This is a genomic window from Lysinibacillus parviboronicapiens (assembly GCF_003049575.1).
Classification (GTDB): domain Bacteria; phylum Bacillota; class Bacilli; order Bacillales_A; family Planococcaceae; genus Lysinibacillus; species Lysinibacillus parviboronicapiens.
Map to the genome: position 1 here is coordinate 1 of NZ_PYWI01000063.1, position 6,482 is coordinate 6,482.

General features: G+C 32.4%; 5 protein-coding genes and 1 pseudogene. 1 reads left to right on the plus strand and 5 read right to left on the minus strand.

Translation table 11 applies throughout. The features are described 5' to 3' along the window. Nucleotides 1–969 precede the first annotated feature (969 nt). The gene (locus tag C9J35_RS22680) at nucleotides 970–1,731 is read right to left on the minus strand and encodes an HAD-IIB family hydrolase (protein ID WP_054770069.1); all 762 of its coding nucleotides are present in this window, start codon (nucleotides 1,729–1,731) and stop codon (nucleotides 970–972) included. 88 nt (nucleotides 1,732–1,819) lie between these two features. On the opposite strand from C9J35_RS22680, the gene C9J35_RS22685 reads away from it, so the two are divergent. Next, nucleotides 1,820–2,482, plus strand: a complete 663-nt coding sequence (locus C9J35_RS22685; protein ID WP_107927099.1) for a Crp/Fnr family transcriptional regulator — start codon at nucleotides 1,820–1,822, stop codon at nucleotides 2,480–2,482. 107 nt (nucleotides 2,483–2,589) lie between these two features. Here C9J35_RS22685 and C9J35_RS24440 read toward each other — a convergent pair. From C9J35_RS24440 to C9J35_RS22705, 4 genes and pseudogenes are all read right to left on the minus strand, one after another. Further along, nucleotides 2,590–2,826: pseudogene (locus C9J35_RS24440) on the minus strand (DUF6434 domain-containing protein); the annotation flags it as partial. Between the two features lie 232 nt (nucleotides 2,827–3,058). Next, the gene (locus C9J35_RS22695; protein ID WP_235616410.1) at nucleotides 3,059–4,165 is read right to left on the minus strand and encodes a C45 family autoproteolytic acyltransferase/hydrolase; all 1,107 of its coding nucleotides are present in this window, start codon (nucleotides 4,163–4,165) and stop codon (nucleotides 3,059–3,061) included. 56 nt (nucleotides 4,166–4,221) lie between these two features. Further along, nucleotides 4,222–5,205 carry a C45 family autoproteolytic acyltransferase/hydrolase gene (locus C9J35_RS22700; RefSeq protein WP_054770068.1) on the minus strand — a complete coding sequence of 328 codons (984 nt, stop codon included), beginning with the start codon at nucleotides 5,203–5,205 and terminating at the stop codon, nucleotides 4,222–4,224. Nucleotides 5,206–5,298: 93 nt separating this feature from the next. Beyond that, nucleotides 5,299–6,144, minus strand: coding sequence for a MerR family transcriptional regulator (locus tag C9J35_RS22705; RefSeq protein ID WP_107927104.1), 846 nt, complete (start codon nucleotides 6,142–6,144; stop codon nucleotides 5,299–5,301). Nucleotides 6,145–6,482: the final 338 nt, after the last annotated feature.

Genomic DNA, 6,482 nt, shown 5'->3' on the forward strand with positions numbered 1-6,482 from the left:
AAAATGCATAAAGGAGTCCTCCTTGTTTGATGATGGGTCAATGGTCGTTGACACTCATGCATCATACTAGAGGGCTCCTTTTCTTTCAAGACCTCAAACATCCTTCAAACAGGAATGCTGCTCCGTTAGCTTAAGTACATTGTTTCACAACTCACATCAAGCTTAACATAAAATCTTATTTTTAATTTAGAAGTGTTATTCAATTAAATGGCCCGTTTGTTGAACAAAAAAAATCCTGCATATCAACACAGGATTTTTAATCAAACTTTATTATAAATGATCAATTTTTGTTTTAAATAATCGAACTTTGTTTTAAATGATCAATCTTTTTTATAAAACTACAATAGCTTATTGTGAATTATATTTAATACTGTCATATTTTCCTCAGTATTCTAAGGCATTTTATAAGAAAATAGTGACACTATTTATAATAACAATTGTCATCATTCCATATTTCTATAATTCATATTGTCATAAACTGGTTCTACCATTTTTTTATTTGATATTGAAGGACGGTCTTTATCAACGAGCATCCAATCTACTAAAAAATCCTGTTATCAAATGTTTGTATAGTGTAGCTTTGAAATAAAGTTTGATTAAAAATAACCAATGAATCTGCATTTTACGGCAAATTAAAAAAATCCATTTTGAAAAAAGATTGATCAAAATGGATTCTTATGTAGCATATTTAAGTTTTGGTTTTATAAAAAAGTTTGATTATTTTCTACCGGTGTTGTTCAACAATCGCGCCCGTTAGCCATCCATGTCGCGTACAATCAACACTACACCACAGAAAATGAAAGATTATTACGTTCTTTCATGGGAGTTGAATAACAAACTTTTATTCTAGATAACCGAAAGCCTTTAGCTGCTTATATCTATTAACTACAAGTATCCCTATTACCCTTGTTACTTCGAAGTTTTTAGCTAACTGTATCTACAAAAGTTTTAACCTTATTGAAAGCGTTATTAATTTTTAATAAGCTTAGATGTATCTCCTTCATCTACACAACACTTTCCAATTAATGCTCGAATTTTTCCTGCTACATCTGCTCGTTCAATGTTTTCTTTCGCATAACGTTTCACGTCATTATTCCCGACGCATACGCTATGTACTGCATGTTCAAACAAGCATTGATCGTTACTATCGTTCCCAAAAGCAATAAACTGTTGAATGTTCAACATATGAAGTCCTCTAACTTTATTAATACCGAGAGGGCTTATATCGATGGCATGCTCAGTTTTATAGTGTGTGACTGTGACAGGAATTGCTTGAAGAGCTTCTAATACTTCCTTATTTGGTTGGAATAAAACTAATTTGCAGACTGGCAGTAATTGTTCCAACGAAATGTTCGTTGAATTAGTTTTATCGATATTTCGATAAATAGGATGTGCAACATTACCTGTAAAGGCGTAATTCCACTGACCATCTGCTAAATATTTTAATTGATGTTGATAAATGAGTTTAATGAGTTTGTCTAAAATTTGTTGTTCAAAATGTATCACTTGAATTTGCCCATGATCATAAGTAAATGTACCATTTCCTCCAACCAATAGACCTTCATGAAAGCTTTTTGGTATAACAGGTACTAAATCTCGAATCGGCCTAGCTGAGGCAAAAATCACTTGATGCCCTGCTAACTTTAATTCTTGAAGTGCATCAATAATTTCTCTATCAATACTCTTACCATCAAAACAAAGTGTTCCATCTAAATCGAATACAAAGTTCATTTGAATCCCTACCTCTTTATTAATTGACTATAACTATATTAAAATAAATAAAAACAAACAATAAAGGACAGATGTCCCGGAGGGAAAAATGAGTCAAAATCTATTTCGATCTATTTATCACTACACTTTAGCAAAAGAGCTAATATCGTCCCTTTTTGTACGTACTTTTCAACCTAATGAATTTATTTTAAAAGCAGGTGACAAGATAGATGGCATATATTTTTTACTTTCAGGAAGATATATGGTGTCTAGCTTAGAAGTGACAGGAAAAGAATTACTATTACGCTACTGTCAACAACCAGCAATTATGGGCGATATCGAAATCTTTGCAGATTGCTTAGTTGTATCAAACTGTATTGCAGTAGAGCCATGTGAAGTATTATTTATTCCTTTAGAAGTGTATGAAACAAATTTAAAATTTGATAGTAAATTTAATCAACTATTGTTGAAAGAGCTAGCCTATAAGCTTTTAACTTGCACCATTTCATCAAAAGTAAATGCACTCTCACCAGTAAGTGTACGTCTAGCTGCTTATTTATGTTCAGTTGAATCCCCTTCACATGTAAATCAATATATAAAAACAAATTCTTTAGATGATGTTGCCTCATTGATTGGTACTACAAAAAGACATCTAAATAGAATACTAAAGGACTGGACAGAGAAAGGGATTATCAAACGAGAAGAGAAAGAAATTCAAATTTTAGATTGGGACAAAATTAAAGAAATCTCAGAAAATGTACGATTTGAATAATTTCAAATCGTGAAAAATTTTATAAAACATTCTATGCTTACATCCAAACCAATCAGGGAATCCCTTCTTGTTAAACTAATCTGCACCTATAGTTGAAGAAGAAGGGATCAAGAATTACTTTTCGATATATACTTATTTTCTCCTGGTAATTTCTTTATCTCCTTCCAAGCAACAATAACATCTTCTCGCTTTTTCCCTTTGTTTTCAGGATCAGTAAAGTAATCCCGCGTAAATTGATTATATTCAAATTGGGAACTAATTGTTGTGATGTATGAAGGGTCTTTCTTACGATCCTCTTCTTCATACCAGGCAGCAATTACTTCTTGATATGTCTTTCCTACATTTAACGACTGCGTTAGTTAATAAAGAAAAAAGAGCTGCCTTAGCAACTCAATGGTCTTTAATTAACGCACCCGTTAGTACAATAAGAACCTGAGTCTTCTTTAAGTGGTACTGTCAAACTTTTTAAATTACTAATCCCAATTCCTATATTTATCTCACTCTTTTTTCTAAACGCACGTAGATTGCTTATAGGAGAATACCTAGATTTGTCCACTCCTTCTGATATTTGAAGTATTATTTGTTTAACTTCCAAAAGTTTGGCCCATAGTTAGTGTTCTCAATGAAAACTTCTAATTCATTAAAAGGCAAGGTTTCTCCTACTATTAATTTATAGATTTTATTATTTATAGGGGAACCAAAAGAAATATCTAATTGTTTATCATTAAGATTAAATAGGATAGAATGGACAGTTCCGAAATTTTCTTCAAAATTGTGCACTGTTACACCATTAGGATATTCTTTTAACATTAGTTGTTGTAATTCATTCTTTGTAATAAAATTATTACTTTCTAAGTTATTTTTCAAAAAATTATAACGTATTTCAGATTGTTCTAATTTTCTGTTTTCTAACTTAATTATTTCTGGCATTAAAGCGTGATTGGTCGCAATAAAAAATCTTGATTTTTTTTTGCCTCTTTCTACAACCTTTTCTCCATCATAAGTTTCTACTAAAGCTACATTACCTTCGGCATCTGCCAGGAGCAAATTCATATTTGTTCCAATAGGCATATTCTCTAAATAAGTAATTCCTTCCGCAACATCTTTGCAATTTTCAAGTAAAGCTCTTACTATTACCATAAACTGCAGTCCTTTTATGATGGGCTTTTTCATTCCCGGATGTTTTCCAACTGGAATACCACATGAGGCAAAAGCTACACAGAATCCCTCTTCATTTAAACCTTCACTTCGGCCAAAGTAAGAAACAGAGAACCCGGTATGACTGTATTTCCCTTTTACCTTGGTTGTACAGAGTCTCATATCAGATATAGCTGGTGACAAATCGTAATTTCTAAGGACATAGGTTTTACCATCACTTGTTTTAGATGGCAATACAGCGCCTAAACTACATCCCCCTGGTTGTAGCAAAGTTTCATCAAAAAAGTTAAGATAACTAGGCTTTACATTTAATGAATCTGCAAATCCCTGTAGCTCTTCATTTAAACCAGGACAGTATTGGTCAATTAGTCTTTTCGTATCCTTAAATTTTGTTTCATCTATTGAATCAGATGATAAAATTACATTCATTGCATTAGGATTCTTTTTTATTTCCTCTCCTTGCCGTCTACCAATTTCATAACTGTTGCCTTCAAGATAAGAAAAAGAAGCTTGAATTGAATTCATATTTGTCTCTCTCCAGTTCGAATTTTTGATTAATGTCATTATTTTACAAGAGGGGTTTATTTTAAAACAGCATCTGTCAATCGTCTATCTGATTTATATTTTGCTTTGTTTGGTTGACCTTCGGCTCTAAGTATATCTAATGTATTTAAGTTGGCTATAACAGAGAAGAGCGTACCAAAATTATATTCTTTTAAATTTAAACAAACATGTCCCTTGGTTTCTGACATAATTGATTGTGCAATGGAAAGAGTCATTTTATTGACGTTTTCTTTAAGACGTATATCTAATGTTTCAAAACGCTCTTTTGATTTGCTCCAATTCCAGTTTTCAGATACTGATGTACTTTCATGGTGATTGGTACAATGAATATAATTATTGGTAGGAAGGCGTACTTGATAGTCATTAGGGGTAACTTCTACAACAGCCATATTCCCTAAGGGATCTGCTAACAAGTAGTTATTAGCTACCGAACTTGGAAATCTTTTTAAAACTTCTATTCCTTCTCCCACAGTACAACAATTTTCTAAAATATATTTAACAGCAAAATAAAAATTCAATCCTGGCTTGATTCCCTCATGAGGAACTGATGTAATTCCTACAAATAAACCATGTTGATTTATACCATCAACTTTTCCAATAAAACAATCTGAATGACCTACATATTTATTTTTGCCTCCATAACAAACTAGTGAGGACTCTGTAAAATTCTTCAGATTAAAGAGCATATCATAATTACGACCAATAATAATTTCTCTTCCGTTAAAAGCTGAGAAAATACTACATTGACCGGCCAATTCAAATACTCCTATACTTAAAAGAAAAGAACTTACTTCTTCAAAAGAAGAATGGCAGCCTTCTGCAAATCCTTGTATTTCTTTCACAATATTAGGATCAAATTCTGTAAGAATATGTTTGCATGCCTCTCCAAATTTTAATTTTTCTTCAGATACGTTCGGAAACCGAAATCCATTTTTATAAAGAATTTCTGCATAATGCTTTCCTGCCTCGTAAGCATCTCCTTTTAATCTCGGATGATACATTGTAATTCCCTCCTTTTATTAGTATATAAAAAGAATAAACCCTCCAGTAGGTGGAGAGTTTACCCTGTTTTTATATAAAATTATAAGTTAACTTTACTTCTTAATTACTGGCATACATATTTTGGTAACGAACTCTGATGGGTGTCTGTTTAAATCTGGTCTTAATTCTCTAATATTAAAATTGGCAGGTACAAGACCTTCTTCATAAATTTCGACCTCTTTCTCTATCTGAGTTAGATTTTGTTCGAAGATCCAACTTTTCAATTTTTTATATCCTTCATCCAACTCCGAATAGGGGCCTTTAACAGTAATACATGCGTATATCCCACTGGATAAAATCCTACAGCCGTCTATTTTATTCGTATCTTCTACTGGAAGAAGCAGCTCTATGTCTGCCTCTTTTTGACTCGATTCTCTTTCATGAAAGATAGCCATTAGTTTCCCTGTAATCATTAGATTAAAAGCGTAAACTCGATCAAATGAATTTTTAACCAACTCATCAATAAATTGGACCTTTATTTTCTCACGAATGGTGTAGACTAGGATTCCCTCTCGGTTTTCAATATAGCAATCGGATAGAAAAGGCCCTGGGATTATAGGAACTTCTTTGTCTATTTGCATTTTTAATCGGTTCAATTCTTCTATTTGTTTGGAGATTTGTTCTTTTTGTTCCTCAAGGTCATCAATTTTATATGCTAATATACTTTTCAATTGTATTTGTTCAGAGCTGTTAATAAATTCCTTAATTGTAGCTAAAGAAAATTGACAGCTTTTTAGAAGCATAATTTTTTTCATGGTTTGAATTTTGTCATAGTCATAATACCGATAGTTTGTTACAGGATCTATGTAAGAAGGTTTTAGTAATCCAATGTCGCTATAATAGCGTAATGTTTTAACGGGAATATTACATATTTCAGAAAATTTACCTATAGAGTACATTATATTCTCCCTTTACAATTACAAAATATTTATTATAAGTTAATTCTAAACACCTTGCTCAATTTCCTTTAGTCTGCGATAAAACAAAGCCTTCGTCAGACAGAATGAGAGTGTGAATGAAGCTAGGTGTTTAAATCTCCTTATTCCACTAAAGCCCTCGTTCGTATTATAAGGTCAGCCAGAGAAATCTGGTTGACTATTTTTTATTCAGTTTATAGATTGATAGTAGCCGGGGTAGAACGGAAGCTCCCGTGGGACTTGATCCCGACAACTAAACTGTTCGCCCTCTACTTGTTAACACATGATTAGGCTGGTTGGGACATAGTGATCCCGTATAA